At 53.2% G+C, this 16,288-nt stretch carries 10 protein-coding genes, 1 tRNA gene and 1 pseudogene; 4 read left to right on the top strand and 8 right to left on the bottom strand.

Features of this window, described 5'->3' with window-relative positions; translation table 11 throughout:
• Window positions 1-15: 15 nt before the first annotated feature.
• Window positions 16-666 (top strand): YesL family protein, encoded by a 651-nt coding sequence (locus tag AC0AP0_RS00485; RefSeq protein WP_198230265.1) that lies wholly within the window; start codon window positions 16-18, stop codon window positions 664-666.
• 214 nt (window positions 667-880) lie between these two features.
• Here the strand turns inward: AC0AP0_RS00485 and AC0AP0_RS00490 are convergent, their stop codons facing one another.
• The 4 genes from AC0AP0_RS00490 to AC0AP0_RS00505 all read right to left on the bottom strand — a co-directional run bounded on the left by AC0AP0_RS00490 (window position 881) and on the right by AC0AP0_RS00505 (window position 6,526).
• Entirely contained in the window at window positions 881-2,632 is a 1,752-nt protein-coding gene (locus AC0AP0_RS00490; protein WP_490428833.1) for an ABC transporter substrate-binding protein, read from the bottom strand.
• 185 nt (window positions 2,633-2,817) lie between these two features.
• The gene (locus AC0AP0_RS00495; protein WP_490428835.1) at window positions 2,818-4,587 is read right to left on the bottom strand and encodes an ABC transporter substrate-binding protein; all 1,770 of its coding nucleotides are present in this window, start codon (window positions 4,585-4,587) and stop codon (window positions 2,818-2,820) included.
• A 224-nt stretch (window positions 4,588-4,811) separates the two neighbouring features.
• Complete coding sequence (locus AC0AP0_RS00500; protein WP_144178249.1) at window positions 4,812-5,762, bottom strand: carbohydrate ABC transporter permease; 951 nt, start codon at window positions 5,760-5,762, stop codon at window positions 4,812-4,814.
• Between the two features lie 29 nt (window positions 5,763-5,791).
• The gene (locus AC0AP0_RS00505; protein WP_490428837.1) at window positions 5,792-6,526 is read right to left on the bottom strand and encodes an ABC transporter permease subunit; all 735 of its coding nucleotides are present in this window, start codon (window positions 6,524-6,526) and stop codon (window positions 5,792-5,794) included.
• Window positions 6,527-6,535: 9 nt separating this feature from the next.
• Here AC0AP0_RS00505 and AC0AP0_RS00510 point away from each other — a divergent pair, with 9 nt between their 5' ends.
• The 3 genes from AC0AP0_RS00510 to AC0AP0_RS00520 all read left to right on the top strand — a co-directional run bounded on the left by AC0AP0_RS00510 (window position 6,536) and on the right by AC0AP0_RS00520 (window position 8,260).
• Window positions 6,536-6,709 (top strand): hypothetical protein, encoded by a 174-nt coding sequence (locus tag AC0AP0_RS00510; protein ID WP_490428839.1) that lies wholly within the window; start codon window positions 6,536-6,538, stop codon window positions 6,707-6,709.
• 636 nt (window positions 6,710-7,345) lie between these two features.
• Window positions 7,346-8,047: a VTT domain-containing protein gene (locus AC0AP0_RS00515; RefSeq protein ID WP_490428840.1), complete on the top strand. Its 702-nt coding sequence runs from the start codon at window positions 7,346-7,348 to the stop codon at window positions 8,045-8,047.
• Between the two features lie 140 nt (window positions 8,048-8,187).
• Window positions 8,188-8,260, top strand: a tRNA-Ala gene (locus AC0AP0_RS00520).
• Window positions 8,261-9,800: 1,540 nt separating this feature from the next.
• On the opposite strand, the gene AC0AP0_RS00525 is transcribed toward AC0AP0_RS00520, so the two are convergent.
• The 4 genes and pseudogenes from AC0AP0_RS00525 to AC0AP0_RS00540 all read right to left on the bottom strand — a co-directional run.
• Window positions 9,801-11,462 carry an ATP-dependent nuclease gene (locus AC0AP0_RS00525; protein WP_490428842.1) on the bottom strand — a complete coding sequence of 554 codons (1,662 nt, stop codon included), beginning with the start codon at window positions 11,460-11,462 and terminating at the stop codon, window positions 9,801-9,803.
• 2,171 nt (window positions 11,463-13,633) lie between these two features.
• Window positions 13,634-15,136 (bottom strand): annotated as a pseudogene (locus AC0AP0_RS00530) (DEAD/DEAH box helicase); the annotation flags it as partial.
• A 202-nt stretch (window positions 15,137-15,338) separates the two neighbouring features.
• A complete protein-coding gene (locus AC0AP0_RS00535) occupies window positions 15,339-15,869 on the bottom strand; it encodes a heat shock protein transcriptional repressor HspR (RefSeq protein WP_110424916.1) in 531 nt (176 codons plus the stop codon).
• 52 nt (window positions 15,870-15,921) lie between these two features.
• A partial coding sequence (locus AC0AP0_RS00540) for a DnaJ C-terminal domain-containing protein (RefSeq protein ID WP_490428844.1) occupies window positions 15,922-16,288 on the bottom strand: 367 nt, incomplete at its 5' end.

Consider the following 16,288-nt stretch of genomic DNA (forward strand, 5'->3'; position numbering starts at 1 on the left):
GAGGAAAGGCGGATTATGCACTTCAACCTCGAAAGCCCCTTCTGGCAGTTCGTGAACACCCTGCTCAGATTCACAGCTCTGAACCTGCTCTTCGTCGTCACCTGCATACCCCTGGTCACGATAGGGCCCGCCCGCAGCGCCCTCTATGGCACGATTTTCGCCTATGACGACCACGACGACATCCCCCTCTGCCGACAGTACCTGCAACGCTTCATCCGGGAGTTCAAGCAGTCCATAATCGCTTTCATCATCCACGTCGCGCTGGGTGCCATCGTCATTTATTCGCTGGCCTTCTGGCTGAGCATGAAGGGGGCAATGACCTATCTCGCCCTCATTGTCCTGATCATCGGAACCGTCCTGCTCGTCCTCTCATACGAGTTCTTCTACCCCCTGCAATCCCGCTACACCAATACGGTCTGGGGTTTCTTCAAACTCTCCGTCGGTGTTCCCATGGGGATCCCCCTCTACGCCATCTGTCTCCTGGCCATCGACGTGGCCTTCGCCTTCCTCGTCTACTATGTGCCCTTCCTGCGGGTCATGGCCATAATCTTCGGCTTCTCCTGGCTGGCATACGCCAAGTCACTGATCTATCTACGGGCCTTCGACCGTTTCGAGCGTGGTGCCAAGGGAGATACAACGACCACCTATAAGAACGGTTCTCTGTGACCAAGGCGGTGCCGTCACATTTCGCGTGGTTGACAGGGCATAAGTCGCTCGCATGAACCGCAGTTGCATCCAGATTGCCAAGAGTGGCATATAGGGTACAAAAAAGGCGGTGTCCGCCGGCCCCAAACCTGGCGGACACCGCCCCATCGCTTACCGATAGGACCCCGGCTCTACTGGCGGATCATGGACCGCCAGGCAGGCCGGAATCGTGGAATCACTTGGTCCTGTTCTCATACTCCTTCACAATGTCCTGGCGTGCCTTGGTTTGAGCCTTGGCGTTGGCCATGTCGATCTTCTCGATCTTCTCGTAGCCCAACCCCTTCACGTTGTTGCGCATGGTCTTCAGGATGGTGTCGAACTCGTTGTCATCCTTGGCATAGACCGCCTTCCAGGACTCGGAGACGATCTCGGACTTGACCTGGCCGCGAACTGCGGTGATCTGGGAGTCCTCCTCGGGCGGGATGTATCCTGAGCCGGGGGCGACCACAATCTGCTTGTGCTTCTCCAGATACTCCAGGGCCGTCTTGGCACCGTCCATATGAGCGGACCAGTCATCCCTGAGGGCATTGGGCTTGGCCAGTTCGGTCTTCCACAGAGCCGGATTGTAGGTCTCCTTGGTGGTCGGGTCGATGTCGTTCTGGTTCAGCCCCTGGAAGTGCATCATGGAGATGCCCTTGTTGTAGTCACCGCCGCCGAACTCTGCGGGGACCTTCAGTCCGTCGGCCTCATTCATGGCCTTGAGGCCGAAATCGGTCATCTTGTTGCCTTCAGAGCTCCTGGTCCAGCAGAGCTTTTCTGGGCAGACGGGGCCACCGGCGTTCTGGGCCGTGGCATAGACACCCTCAGGCGAGTAAAGCCAGTTGAGGAAGTCAACCAGGCGCTGCTTGTTCTTGGCCTTGGCACCGATTGCCAGGATGGGATCCACCCCATCGGGGGCGAAGCCGTCTGAATAAATGTCCATGTCCTGCAGGGGCGCCAGCATGAACCCGATTCCCTTGGCCTTGTTGGCAGCAGAGTTGATGCGGGGTTGGCCCAGCCAGCACCAGATGTCTACCAGCATCTTGCCCTGGCTGGTCTTGGCGGTGATGTTGTCCCAGGTCTGAGTGGAAGAATCCGGATCAATCAGGCCCATCCTCTGGGCCTTGTTGAGGAAGCGCAGGAGCTTCTCGTAGATGCCGCCCTCCTGGATGGGGGTCTGGTCATCGGAGCCGTCAGCCTTGGTCAGGACCGAGTTCATCGTGTTGTACCCATACCAGGAGGCCATATCCATGGGGAACTTCATCATCTCCCCATCCCAGTCCTTGAAGAGGCTGAGAGCGTAGATGTCCTTCTGGCCGGTGTCGGCCCGGGCCTTGTCCTGCATGAGCTTCATAACGTTGAGGAAGTCATCCAGGTTCTTAATCTCCGGGTAACCGACCTCACGATAGTAGTCCCAACGGATGTGGGGAGCCGTGCCGGGCTCATCTCCAGCGTTCGACTTGAGCGGGGACTGGGAGGACACGTTTCCGGGGATACCCCAGACGCCATCCTTACCCGCCACCTTGGTCACCCTGTCCAGGGCGCCTTTGTACTTCTTCAAGTACTTCTCGTTCTTGATGTAGGGGGTCAGATCAGTAATCAGATCGGCCTTAACCAGCTTCTGCAGGCGGCCATTGCCGGTGTGGGTCAGAATCAAGTCGCCCAGGTTCCCGGCTGCCGAACGGGTCTCGAAGAGAGTCTCGCTGTTGCCGGTGACACCCGGTGCGATGACCTTGAGCTTGATGTTGAACTTGTCCTTGATCAGCTTGGCAAACCAGCCCTTCTGCATACCCTGGGCCGTGGCGTCCTGGGAGAACATCTCAACGGTCATTTCAGAGTGGTCGTCCGGGCCATCGCTTGAATTAGCACCGCCACCACAGCCCGCCAAGGACATGGCACCGGTGATGGCGACGGCGATCGCCGCCATTGCCTTCTTCTTGAGGTTCATCGATTATCTTCCTTCTTTGTCATCCGCCACCCAACCCGTGGCGTCTCTTACCGCCGTCCAACCTCCCCGGTCCGGCCAAGAAAATCTGTATCGGATTTTCTTGGTCGGACCGGGGAGGTCATCGCGGCCGTACGGGGGCCTGTACAGCCCCCGTCAGAACCCGGGCCATCTTTCAGCGGACCGGATCACTTGCCGTGCTGTTCCTCCCATTCCTTGACGATCTTCTGACGGGCCTTGGTCTGGGCCTTGGCGTTGGCCATGTCGATCTTCTCGACCTGCTCGTATCCAAGCCCCTTCAGGTTGTCTCTCATGGTCTTCAGGATGGTGTCAAACTCGTTGTCATCCTTGGCATAGACCGCCTTCCAGGACTGGGAGACGATCTCGGACTTGACCTGGCCACGCAGGGCCTTGATGGAGGAGTCCTCGGTCGGAGCTACGAAGCCTGCCCCGACGGCAACCATGGCCTCGTCGTGCTTCTGCAGCCACTCAAGAGCGGTCTTTGCACCGTCCATATGGGCGGACCAGTCATCCCTGAGGGCGTCAGGCTTGGCCAGCTCAGATTTCCACAGCTGGGGGTTATAGGTCTCCTTGGTGGTCGGGTCGATGTCGTTCTTGTGGACGCCGGTGAAGTGCATCATCGACACTCCCTTGCCGTACTGACCGCCGCCGAACTTGGCAGGCACCGGTTGAGTATTGTTCGGATCTTCCTCATCAGTCCCGAACATGACCCTGATACCCAGGTCGGTCATCTTGTTGCCGTCCTTGGTCCGCTCCCAGCACATCTTCTCCGGGCAGGCCTGTCCCATAGCACCGGTAGCCGTGGCATAGACACCCTCGGGCGAGTAGAGCCAGTCGATGAAGTCGACCAGGCGCTGCTTGTTCTTGGCCTTGGCACCCACGGCGATGACCGGGTCATGACCGTCGGGCATAAACCCGTCCGCGTAGACCTTCAGGCCGGGTACTGGGGCCAGCATGAATCCAACCCCCTTGGCCTTGTTGCCCACGGTATTGACGGCTGGCTGGCCCAGCCAGCTCCAAATGTCTGCCAGGACCTTGCCCTGGTGGACCTTCTGGGAAATGTTGTCCCAGGTCTGGGTGGAGGAATCCGGATCCACCAGGCCCATCCTGGAGGCCTTGTTGAGGAAACGCAGCATCTGCTCGTAGATGCCACCCTCCTTGGTAACAGGCTGGTCGTCCTTCCCGTCGGCCCGGGTAAGGACCGTGTTCATGGGATTGTACCCGTACCAGGAGGCCATATCCATCGGGTACTTCATCATCTCCTGGTCCCAGTCCTTGAAGAGACTGAGGGCATAGATGTCCTTTTTCCCGGTGTCTTCACGGGCCTTGTCCTGCATGAGCTTGAGAACGTCGAGGAAGTCATCCAGATTGTTAATCTTGGGGTAGCCCACCTCGCGGTAGTAATCCCAGCGGATGTGGGGGGCTGTGCCAGGCTCGTCACCAGCGGAAGGCTTGGAGGGCGACTGCGTGGCCACATCGGACGGGGCCCCCCAGACGCCATCCTTACCCGCCACCTTGGTGACCCTGTCCAGGGCACCCTGGAACTTCTTTAGATTCTTCTCATTCTTCATGTAAGGGGTCATGTCGGCAATCAGGTTGGAATCGACCAGCTTCTGCAGACGACCGTTGTCCGTGTTGGTCAGAATCAGGTCACCCAGGTTGCCAGTGGCCGCCCTGGTCTGGAAGATGGTCTCCGCGTTACCCGTCTGAGCAGGCGCAACCACCTTCATCTTCATATTGAACTTGTCCTTGAGTATCTTGGCGAACCAGCCCTTCTGCTCTCCCTGGGCGGTGGCGGACATGGAGAACATCTCCACATTCATCAGGCCTTTGTCGTCAGCACCCTCGCTGCTGCTCTCACCGCCGCAGCCTGCAAGGGCCATGGCCGAGGACAGGATCAAGGCCATCGCCATTGATGCCTTCTTCTTGAGGGACATTGTTCCTCCTTTTTCTTCTACTTTTGATTCTTATTATTTAGTTCTTCCAGAGCGGTCCGCCCCCCGGGGGAAGACCGGAAGTCGACACCCCCCAGTCGGCTCTCCCTTTCTGTTTTTCCTTCTTTATTGGCCGGAACCATCTGCCTCGTTAACGTCACCTCCCACAGGCAGGTCCGACCGAATTCCCTTCCGGCCGGATGCCGATTTGCGGAAGGGGATACGGTTCACCCCTTGACGGCGCCAAGCATCATACCCTTGACAAAGTAGCGCTGGAAGAAGGGATAGACGAAGAGGATGGGCAGCACCACGATCACGGCAACAGTCATGCGAATTGATGTCGGGGTCTGCTGGGTGGCCATGGCGGCCGCATTCAGAGCGCTACCCGTACCGCTAGCCTTGACCGAGGAGGCCAGGGCAGCCGCCTGGTTGATGTAGAGGTAGAGCACGTACTGCAGGGAGTAGAGCTTGGAATCCGACATGTAAAGCAGGGTGTCCTGGAAAGAGTTCCACTGCCCTACGGCCGAGAAGATAGCCACCGTGGCCAGGATCGGCGTGCACATAGGCAGTATTATCTTTCTGAAAACAGTCATTGTGCCAGCGCCGTCCACCTCGGCCGCCTCCTGAAGGGAGGAGGGGATGGACTCGATGTAGGTCTTCACCAGGATGATGTTGAAAGGCTGCACGATGGCCGGAAGGATGTACACCCAGAAGTTGTTGGTCAGACCCAGGTTCTTCATTGTGATGAACATAGGGATCAGACCAGCATTGAAGTACATGGTGATGATGACGAACCGATACCAGAAGGACCGGTGCCACATCTTCTTCTGAGTGAACATAAAGCCCAGGAAGGCGCTGGCCATGACGGTCAGGGCCGTGCCGATCACGGTACGACCCAGGGAGACCATGGCAGCATCCCCCAGACCCTCCAGTTTGAAGACGGCCTTGTAATTCTCCAGGTGGAAACCTTGGGGGAACCAGTTGACATCACCAGCCGCACTCGCATCATTGTCGGAGATGCTGTTGATGATCAGGTAGTAGAAGGGATATGTACAGATGAAGGCAAAGAGGACGAAGAAAGCGATGTTAAAAACATTGTAGACCTTCTCCCCTTTTGATCTGCGAATCAGGTGGGACCCGTCCAATGTCCCGGCAGATGTGTCGATGGCGTCACTCATATTTAAGCTCTCCTTTTCCGCTCGGGACCTCAGATGATCGACTCGCCGCGCACACGTTTGGACAGTGCGTTGACACTCAGTAAGAGGACCACGCTGACTAGGGATTTCAGCATGGATATGGCCGTGGCGAGAGAGAGGCTGTTCTGGCCCATGCCCACGTTGTAGACGTAGAGGTCAAGCACCTGGATGTGCTTGAGGTTGAAGGCGTTCTGGAAGACGAAGTACTGATCCATCCCGTTGTTCAGGAAGTTGGAGACCGACAGGAGCAGGAGCACGAAGTAGGTGGGCATCAACTGCGGAATCGTCACATGGATGATCTGCTGGAATCGGTTGGCCCCATCCACCTCGGCGGCCTCATAAAGCTCCGGATCAATGCCGGCGATACCTGCCAGGTACATGATCGACCCCCAGCCCAGTCCCTTCCACAAGCCCCAGGCCATCATCTTCAGCCAGGTGTGCGAGTCGGAATCGAGGAACTTGATGGGGTCTGTGATCAAATGGAGATCCATCAGGGTCTCGTTGACCATTCCGGAGGAGGAGAACATGGCGAATGCCACGGCGTAGACCAGGACCCAGCTGATGAAGTTGGGCAGGGTGGTCAATGTCTGAACGACGTTCTTGAACCAACGGGCCCTGATCTCGTTGAGAGCGATGGCGAAGAAGAGGGGGAACATGCTGGTCAGAATGCCCAGGCCGCTAATGCCGAAAGTGTTGATGAGCACTTGCCAGACCGCGCGGAGCTGAGCGGGGTTCTGAATCATCATCTCGAACCATTGGAGGCCCACGAATTTGCTCTTCGACAGAGGGATAGGGGGCTGGTAGTCGAAGAAGGCGTAAACCCACCCGAACAGAGGGAGATAACTAAAGAGAACTACGAAAATGAGAAGGGGAACGATGAGGAGCCAAAGATTGAAACCGTGGCGCTTGGAGGATTCTACCTTCCCTGAAAACCGTCTTTTCCTTTTCGGCGCGGACGCTCGCGCACTATGAGACAGCGTCGCTTCGGACGCGGGAGACCCGACGGCCCGATCCAAAACGACGTTCGCATCTTGATGATTAACCTGCACCCTTCCTCCTTCGGTCAGCCACTTCGCTTCTTCGAATGCGGTACATGGTCAAATGGAATACAGCCATGTATTTTCGCTTTGGTTTTACCAAAGCCCTATAAATAGGATATTAAATTAACAATTCCTCTTATGTCAATTAGACTAGCAGGGGAATCCCAATAATCGCAAATAGGAAACGCCTCTTGCTATCCCTATCAGGGAGTCCGTCAGGTACGGCATCCGCAGATAGGCCTCGGGAGCCCATGACAGACCACCGCCTTCCACCTGGCCATCAGGCGGACCTGACGGCTGGCTGGACTGGAGTCATTGATGACGGCTTTGACCATGGACACCAGCCGTTACCCTTCGAATTAAGTCACCATAGGAACAATTTACCTCCCTCGCACAGGACCTGTGCCGGAGGCTGGCGGTTGTGTCTTCCTCGCAAGGGTCTGGTGAAGGCCAACCTGCCGTGAACCAGACTTGTTACAGTTTGAAGCGGTTCGTGTTTCAACATAACAGGACGGTCTTTGACAAATGGGATTCATACACTGGCTCATCAACCTACTCAAAGATCCGCGCAGCGCTATCGCGGGGTGGATTGCCATGGGACTGGTGCCCACATATGCATTCATCTTCCTGATCATCTTCATCGAGACGGGCGTGGTCTTCATGCCCTTTCTGCCCGGTGACTCCCTCTTATTCGCGGCCGGCGTCTTCGCACACGACCCCACCAGCGGGATGGCATTGGACATCCTCCTGCCGGTCGTCTGCCTGGCTCCGATCCTCGGCGACCAGAGCAACTACTTCATAGGGCACTTTTTCGGACGGGCCATCATCAGGTCAGGCAGGGTGAAGGCCTTGACCCCGGAGCGGCTGGCCAAAACAGAGGGAATGATAGACAAGTGGGGCCCCTTGGCTGTTTTCCTAGGCCGCTTCTTCCCCTTCATCAGGACCTTCATGCCTTTCATCTCGGGGATCTCGGGGATGAAGTGGACCCGGTTCACACCCTTCAGTGTTCTGGGGGGCCTGGTCTGGTCCACCCTCTTCACCCTCCTGGGTTACTTCTTCGGCGGTATCCCGGCCGTCCAAGAGCATTTCGAACTGGTCATCATCCTTATTCTGCTCATATCCGTCATGCCGACCGTCATCGGCCTGATCAAGGCCAGGGCAGGCAGGGGCAGAAGGGCCGAATCCGCTCAGGTAGCCGCTGACCAGGACGAGAACCTCAGCGACTGAATATGACAACCCATCCGGCATCCGCAAAAACCGAACCATGGGTCGTAACACGGAGTCATGGCACAGACCGTCCAAATTGCGTTTGTGCCCACCCTGCGATACAGTACAGTCTGTTGTTCGGCTACGGTCGGGCAACGAATGGGGCTGTAGCTCAGTTGGTAGAGCGCTTCGTTCGCATCGAAGAGGTCGGGGTTTCGACTACCCTCAGCTCCACAGTGTTGAGGGGATACTCATAGAACTATCTTCCTTTCAATTTTATTTCTATGTTGGTATCAACGAACAGCTGACAGATTCCAAGTCCGGATATCTTAAGACTCCTATCTTGCTTTCTCCGTTTAAAGCTCTCTACAAGTTGGCGCGAATTTTGCAATCTGAAGAGAATACCAGCTCAATAAGGCAGCGCTCTGAAGTAGATGTGTCTGAATTGGCAACTATTCTTACATCTTATAAATTTCACACGTACGCAACGATTACACAGCAATTCTTAGGAAGAGTCTCAGATCCAGCAATAGCAGACTCTATGCATAAACGGATAGTGGCTTCAATCAGCACCAATCTATCAATTCAACAAGCGTTTACTACGGTCGAGATTAAGGAAACCGAGTCACATGCGGTCGTTGCCTCAACCAAATCCACGTTTTAGCTTGCCACCATACAAAAGCAGTGGTGTCGACCCCCTTGAGACTAACTGTGAGCTGTAGTAGTTCTCATCACGATGTTCATTTGAACCATGTGTTTGTACAATTCAACTCCAATGAACTCGAGTCCCATCTACTGCTAAGATTTGACATCCTTTAATTACCAAATATTCATAATATTGTAGCTCTCCTTAAGAATCTAAATATAGTGGTTTTGAATGCAATAACTTGTCAACCCTAATAGTAAGCTTTGGCGCGCTTCCTTACCCGTGCCACCAATGCCGATCCGACTAATGCTGATCGCCAACCGTTGTTCATCACCCTACGTGCAGGCACCAAATAATGAATTTCTTTGATCGAAGAAATGTTTCCCTTTATCGTGGAATACCATCGGAGTGAAGAAAAGACCTTTCTTGAAAGTTAACAACACCGCCTTATTGAATTCAACACCAACCTTCTCAATACCTCGGGTTGTTTAACGAGCACTTCTTGCAATATAAATAAATTACTCCAGCTTATACTTATATGTAACTCCTGAGAGTCCAAATACCGATCGCTGATTAGCAACACTCACCTACGCATAAAAACTCCACACTCAATAATGCGGAATATTTTCAATAATCTATACCTATTTGTTATAGCAACAGTGTATTTACACGTGACTATAGCCGGATTATCGATATTCTTCGCTTAATTAATTGGCTATTGAGCACATTCTGCGTTCTGTTTGTCTAAGATGTATAGAAATCGATGCATACACCATGAGAGTCACATTCGTTTACTGTGTCTATATTCAATTTATTATCCCCACACTCAAAGAAGCTACAACATTTGACATCCCATCTTGACCGTTAGCTTCCAGAGCACAGTGCGCAACTGCAACAATCCTAACTTCATGCTGGCGAAACTCAGAATCCACCAGCGTCCACCCATATTTCAACAGGTAATTTTCAACAACCTTTCACTCCGCTATTTTTCCTAGTTATGATACCGATGGGCCTCACAATAAATCTATATCCATTAACACTGGTCTGAATCGAAGATAAAACGACGCATTCACTATCCTTAGAACAGCAATCTATTTTTTAGTGCTCAGGCGATTCTCATCTTTAAAATTAGTTTGTATCAGGATTTTGCTGCAGATACACCAGTATATTGATCATTATCTCAATTGAGCTTTTTAACTGATTATCTGTAAACTTATTGTCCTTATGAGGATCATCATCTCTATGAGGATGATCAATCATATTACGTATGCCTAAAGGTAGGAATTCTGTCACTCGACGTTTTTGAGTGATTCTATCATCATATCGACCTATATATTCGGTCGGGAGTGATAGCTTCTGGGTAACTATCTCCTCCATCTTGTCGCCGCAGGCCTTAATAGTCATATCCTTAGGCGTTGCATCCTTGGGCCTTTTAGCAGCTTCACGGCGATTGAGAATTTCATAAATATCCCCAAAAAGCTCTATATGGTATTCAATAGTTGGTATGTCAAAAGCAAAATAGGTGATTTCAGATAAAGATCTGGGTCTATCATCTCTCTTTTCAGGCATAATTACCTTGGTAAATTCGTCATGAGCTCTTAACATGAAAAGCGTATCCCGATATTTGCTGATACCCCTAATCATATACGGAGAATGGGTGGTAATCAGCAGCTGGTTCCTTTCGGTGCTCAGGTGCTCTAGAGCAGCGGCTAGTTTAATCTGTGCCCTTGGATGAAGGTAGGTGGTGGGCTCATCCAGGCAAAACAATTCATTTTTCCCCGTGCCAGTTGTCTGATCTGCCAGTAACTCAATTACAGCAAGCGCAAATGCCCGCTGCATACCTGTACCTTTTTCCTCCAGACCTGTTTCAATACCGTTTTCTTCTCTTAGGATTACTGTTCCTTGTTTGGTAAAACTCTCAACCGACGGTGGATCAAACTGGAAACGAACGCTATTATTTCCACCATATTGCTCATCGAGTTTGTTTTTCAAAGCAGTTAAAGTGTCTTCAACCAAATCAGCAAAATTCTGTTCTTCAGGATGTTCATCATCATTCTTATCAAAAAGATTCTTATGGGCAACTTGAAATTCTTGCCACAGATTACCCTGTTTGAGTCTCTCTAACTGCTGACCGATTAATTTGCCTAGTGCCTTATTGGGAGAGAAGTCAGCTACAGTTTCTGGGGTGTCCTCCGCCCAAACGAAAACCGGGTCGAGTAGTCTTTGAACGAGTGCTGGTATACCTGTCGGATTTTCCCAAGTCTGTTCTTCTTTTGATTCCGCTTGTTCATTTTCTGATCCTGGTTTGCATATTAATATTTTTTTGGAATCAGATGCCGTCCTTTTAATTTTCAGTTCGTAGATCGGCTCTTTTACATTAGAAGAATTTTTCTTGAATAGATAATTTCCGAGCTTATCAAAAGCATGATCATTCAAAATCGTTTTATTCGTCAGGCCCTGATTCTCGTCATCATTTACTGTCACTTCCCCCGGAGAAAAGGTGATAATAGCCATTACACAGCATTCTGCGTTAGAACATGGCTCGTTGCTTCGAAAGATAATGTCAGACGCATTCTGTCCTCTCCCCAGCCCTGACCGCAAAAAAGATACAGCACGCAATATGCTGGTTTTACCAGAGTTATTATTCCCTACAAAAAAATTGATTCCTTGAGATAGGTTTAACTCCAGATTACGATGGCAAAGGAAATGAGTCAAATAAAGCCGGGATATATACACGGTTACGCCCCTCATCAACAAAAAGCAACACGGCACTACTACAAGTAATAGCATTATACTTTTGCTACGCTTTTAATGCAAAACTAATTTTGAATCAACTTAGAAACAGTTAGCAAATTTACTTTATTTCAGTAAAACTACACAAATCTACTGTCCGGATTGTGATTGTTTCGTAATTACTGATCTCAAATCGCATTATGAATAACGGTTCTGACTCACTGCCATATTATGGCAATAGCTTAGTCTGATGAAGCACATGAAAAACAGTTCCAGAACCGAGCACTTCCCTGCTGAAATCGCCGCCAAGCCATCGTTGAAGCACTGTTCGACTTCATTTTTTACATACCATTGTCCTTAATAAATTACTGCTTTGCCACCCATCTCTTTATGCGGAAGCTGTCGAAAATATGGATTCGCCCTCAAAATGCGATCTTATACCTGCGTACCAGGCATGCAATGTTTCTCGAAGGATACTAAAAGCCGCTCTCATAGCGTATTGGGAGCTAATGTGATTGAATATTTATGTAACGTTTAAGACAGGCTTTAACCATTTATTCATTTGATCAAGAGTACAGCCGGTAGATAGATTTTGAAGCCGACTCTTATATGTCTAACAAGCTGCTCTATCCTAGATAAAACCAAAGTATATATATATGCCACATACAGCTAGCTTATTATCACCATTCCCTCTGACTAAGGGGGTCAACACACTTAGCACAAGTCGCTATAGACTTCAATTCTGCACGCTCAAGTGCCAAACTCTGGATTTGACTTGCATCAGAATATGGATGCGCTGGAACAGATGATCCGCTGACTAAAATGGTCTATACTTTACAATAGTACGAGTGAATAATTATTTCACCATAACTTGAAACTTCTGCCTACGTAAACTTTGCTCTCCATGACTGCACCATTATGAACTAATTCTGACTTTGCATGTCAAAATCGATGTAACGAACAAGAAGGGGCATGTCTGCTTGATCCCTGTTATTGCCGGCGAGATGAATCGTACTGCCTACTATTAGAACCGATTGAAACGTCGATCTTGAACTTAGAACTGATGCCATGGCAACCTGTTGAAACCATCGGCCAACAGGTGTCGAATGGCCAAGCAACCATATGCTGCCAGGCAAGACACCGGACCGGTCATAGTTATCCTTTTCAGGGTGTGATGCACTCTGAGCATGGTGTGAGTGGAAACGAAAGAAAACGTCTCAAAAACAGCAAATCTGCTCGGCTATCTCTCTAATGGGGACCCCAATCGTCTTGCTAAGTAGAGCGTCAAACACTAGGCGTCTTTCTGCCGGACAAAGATTAGCTTTATCAGTTCAGCGGCTTCGGACTCATGAGCAAGGATTCCGGCAACATCACAAATAACCCTCCGCACAGTCAGGAAGACAGCTCCGACCCTCTGTACTTCAACGAAGTGAAGAGGAATGCAATCTGGAATCCTGACTTCAGAGACGCATATTATTCATAAGCATCGACATATTTGGAAAGACCAGCAACATTCCGCAGCTGATTGGCAGCATGTCTAAAAAACAATCGCCTAATTATCTTCAATCGGTGTGTGCCGGACGATGTTCTAGACTTTTTGCGCAAACAATTGCTGTCCACCCATAACCAGAGGTACGTGAGGGCTTGCCGAGCTCACACTGCTTGTGATTCAGCGGTAACTGCGATGGACTTGACCTTCCGATTGGAGCCATCCTCAACATTCGTTTGACTTCCATCCGCTGATTGAGACCACTGACACTGTATCACCAGAACACCTGCCCTAACTGTGCATTTACAGGAGCGAAAGGAAACCCTACGATTAGCTGTCAAATCGGTCTGAACGGCCGGATCCCCCCCCCGTCGACATCCTTCCACTCTTGCAGCTGTGTCTGCAGCAATCATGACCCTAAACCGGCAGTTCAGAAAATACCTTGATATAAGGATCTTTTTGCCACTGTGATGGGTTGCCGCGCGACTGAGCTACCGAGATATCATTGTCATTCCGGCGGCTAAGACAAAGCAGATTCGATCACAATCGGCTTCGATAACCAAGATGGGCGCATTATGCAAATGCGCCCATCAATTAATCAGCGCCTGGATGCAGAGCGGAAGGGGTTGTTATCACGACGATGGCGGCGATAACCACGACGGGATCCATGACGGTCGGCATCAAAACGAGAGCCAGCTCGACCACGGCCATGACCGTGACCATGACGGTCGGTCCGCTCGCTGCTGCCAGTATGACGGTGACCTCTGGTCCGGCCGTCCAAAAGGCCATCCTCGCGATCGAATGCCGGTTGGTCCTCTGAGAGTCGCTGGGAACGGGAAGGTCTATGATTCCGATCCCGGCCTGCAGTCCGGCCCTGGCCACCACGATCAAAGCGCCTGTCTGCGCGGGAACGGCCCCGTTGTCCGCTGCGGCCGCCACGAGCAGGACGACCACCGGAGGCCTGCGGCTGTGCAATCTGCAAGGACCAGCCATAGATTGGCTTGGCCACGGGTCCTACGAGCTCGGTAACCTCGGGCGAATCGGCAGTCACCTGAACCGGCTTGGCATCGATATGGGCCATGTGCAGCATCCGCCTGGTGTCACGCCACTGGTCGGGAAGAACCAGGGTGACCACATCGCCGGAGAGGCCAGCCCGGGCCGTACGCCCAGACCGGTGCAGGAAAGACTTGGGATCGGCTGGTGGATCCACCTGGACTACTAGGTCTACGTCACTAATGTCCACGCCGCGGGCGGCCACGTCGGTAGCCACCAGGACTTTCACTTCGCCTCGAGAGAAGGCCCCCAGGTTGCGATCGCGCTGGTTTTGGGAAAGGTTTCCGTGCAGCTGTGCAGCCGGGATGCCATTGTCAATCAGGTTCTTGGCCAGCTTCTTGGCCTGGAACTTGGTCCGGGTGAAGAGAATTCGGCGTCCTGCGCCCGAGGCCAGCCTGCGCACCAGATCGTGCTTGGCAGCCTGGGTAGTCCGGAAGATGTGGTGGGTCATCAGATCCACATGCTGGGTGGCCGAATCCACCTCGTGAATCTTGGGGTCCTTGAGGAAGCGCTTGACCACGGCATCCACACCGTGATCCAGGGTGGCCGAGAAGAGCATGCGCTGACCACCCGGACGAACCTGGGCCAGAATCCGCTCCACAGCGGGCAAGAAACCCATGTCGGCCATCTCGTCAGCCTCGTCCAGCACGGCAATCTCCACGTCCTCCAGACTGAGCTTGCGCTGGCGGAGCAAATCCTCCAAGCGACCCGGGCAGGCCACCACAATCATGGCCCCGCGCCGAAGGGCATCGACCTGACGGCCCTGGCCAACACCTCCGTAGATTGTGCAGGTCCGCATGCCGTAGGCCTGAGCCAGGGGGTTGAGAACCTCGTCGATCTGGTTGGCCAGCTCTCGGGTGGGAGCCAGTACAAGACCGCTCGGGCGTGGCAGACTGCCTGAACCGGCGGCACCACCGCGGCCATGACGGGCCCGTCCTCCTTCGCCGGCAGCTAGTCGAGCCACCAGGGGGATGCTGAAGGCCAAGGTCTTGCCGGAACCGGTCCGCCCCCGTCCCAGGATGTCACGGCCAGCCAGGGCATCAGGCAGGGTGTCCCGTTGGATGGGGAAGGCGCTGGTCTTGCCGTCCTTGCGCAGGACTCGGACCAAGGGCTCAGGCACCCCCAGTTGATCGAAAGTCACAGGTTCTACGGCAGATTGGCCGGAATTGGACGGATTGGAATCGGGCATGGATGAAGCAGTCACAATGACCTTTCACAACAGGGAAGAAAACGGTACTGTCGGTCGACAGTTCGCAGGCCGCGTGCAAAGCAGAGAATGACGAATTTCGCGCAAGCGGTTTCCCCGTACTCAAAGCATTCAGGCGACGATCAGCCGCCGCTCATGGGCAAGCGGCCAACCTGTACACCATAGCACAGGCCCCTCACCCATATCAGGAGCGTACGCTCCAGACGATCAGCGATTTGGACTCCGTGGGGTCGGCCTCGTCATGCGTTGTGTCCTGCCGCCAGAGCCGGGCCCTGCTGGAACGCCTGACCTCGACGACCCGGCCGTCGGCAGCGGCTGCGAACATGCTGGATCCCTGTGACTGGTGGGAGCGACGCAGCTGGCGTCTCAACTGACGATTCTCCTCGGCCAGGGCCAGAATCCTGGTCACCCCGGCCAGGTTGATGGACTCGTCCTGGCTCAGATGCTGAGCCTGACCAAGCCGATCCAGATCACGCAGGGAGTATCGGCGCGCACCCCCCTCGGTCCGTTCCGGCACAATCAGACCCAGCCTGTCATATTGGCGCAGGGTCTGCGGATGGATGTTGGCCAACTGCCCAACCTGACCAACGCTGAAGACCGGCAGCTCGATGTCCAAACCGGCATCGTCAGCAGCATCCAGGCTGATGTGCCCGGCCACCAGACCGCGAGCGCAGGCCAAATAAATCCGCCTGGTCTCGGGATCCACCCTGACCATGATCATCACTCCTTTCCGCTGCTCGTTCCGACTTGATCCGGCATCCGGATCGTCATATCTTCATGCGCTCCCCGGCGATCTGCTCGTCGAAGTCACCGCTTGCCTTGGCAAAGTCGCGCATGGCCTTCTTCTGGGCCATGCCGAGCCGACCGGGCATGCGGATCTCAAGGCGCCCCACCAGGTCGCCCTTGCCACGCCGGTCCTGAACCCCCTTGCCGGCGATACGAATCTCGTCGCCGCTGGAGGAGCCAGCCGGAATCTTGAAGGTGACGATCTGGTCATCGATGTCCCGGGCCTGGACCTTGGCCCCCAGAGCCGCTTCGGCTACCGTCACCGGCAGGATCATGACCAAATCCCTGTCCTTCATGGTGAACCGTTGGCTGGGCTGGACGCTGATCTGCAGGTAGAGGTCGCCATTG

The sequence above is a fragment of the Bifidobacterium sp. POST2/T3 (B1) genome (assembly GCF_058197115.1).